Annotated in this window: 1 pseudogene; it reads left to right on the top strand. The window is 48.3% G+C overall.

Annotated features, from left to right (window positions below):
* Positions 1 to 94: 94 nt before the first annotated feature.
* Positions 95 to 450, top strand: a pseudogene (locus J5224_RS34360) (IS110 family transposase); the annotation flags it as partial.
* Positions 451 to 571: the final 121 nt, after the last annotated feature.

Below are 571 nucleotides of genomic sequence, written 5' to 3'. Positions count from 1 at the left end.
CTAACGAATACTCAGGGCATGCAGACAAACTGCTGACTATATTTCTTTCGAAGAGCGTGGAATGCATACCAATCCCCGGTAAAAGGAGTTGGTGATGACTGCTATAGATCAGTTTGCTGCTCATGTTGGTCTGGACTGGGCGGATAAAAAACACGATATCTGCGTTCAGTTTAAAAATGGTGATCGCATATTCCATGTGATTGAACATACGCCTGAGGCGCTTGATATCTGGCTCAATGAGTTACACCAGAAGGCAAAAGGCAGGATTGCTATTGCCGTTGAGCTGAAGAAAGGCCCGGTGGTGTATGCCTCCAGAAGTACCCATTTGTCACTGTTTTTCCAGTACACACCTTGTCACTGGCCCGCTACCGACAGGCTTTCTGGCCCAGCGGTACGAAGGATGATCCGCAGGATGCTGAGCTGGCATTAGACCTGATGCTACGTTATCCGGGCTCTAGCGTTTAAATGGATAAGGATCATTTACCGCTGTTGGAAGACCAAAACCCTGTACGACGAAGCGAAATACTTGCTGGCACTGGAAGCGCGAAAGTCGCCCTTACTGAAGCCATAA

Source organism: Candidatus Symbiopectobacterium sp. NZEC135, from assembly GCF_025962695.1.
This window is presented reverse-complemented; position numbering and strand designations above follow the sequence as displayed.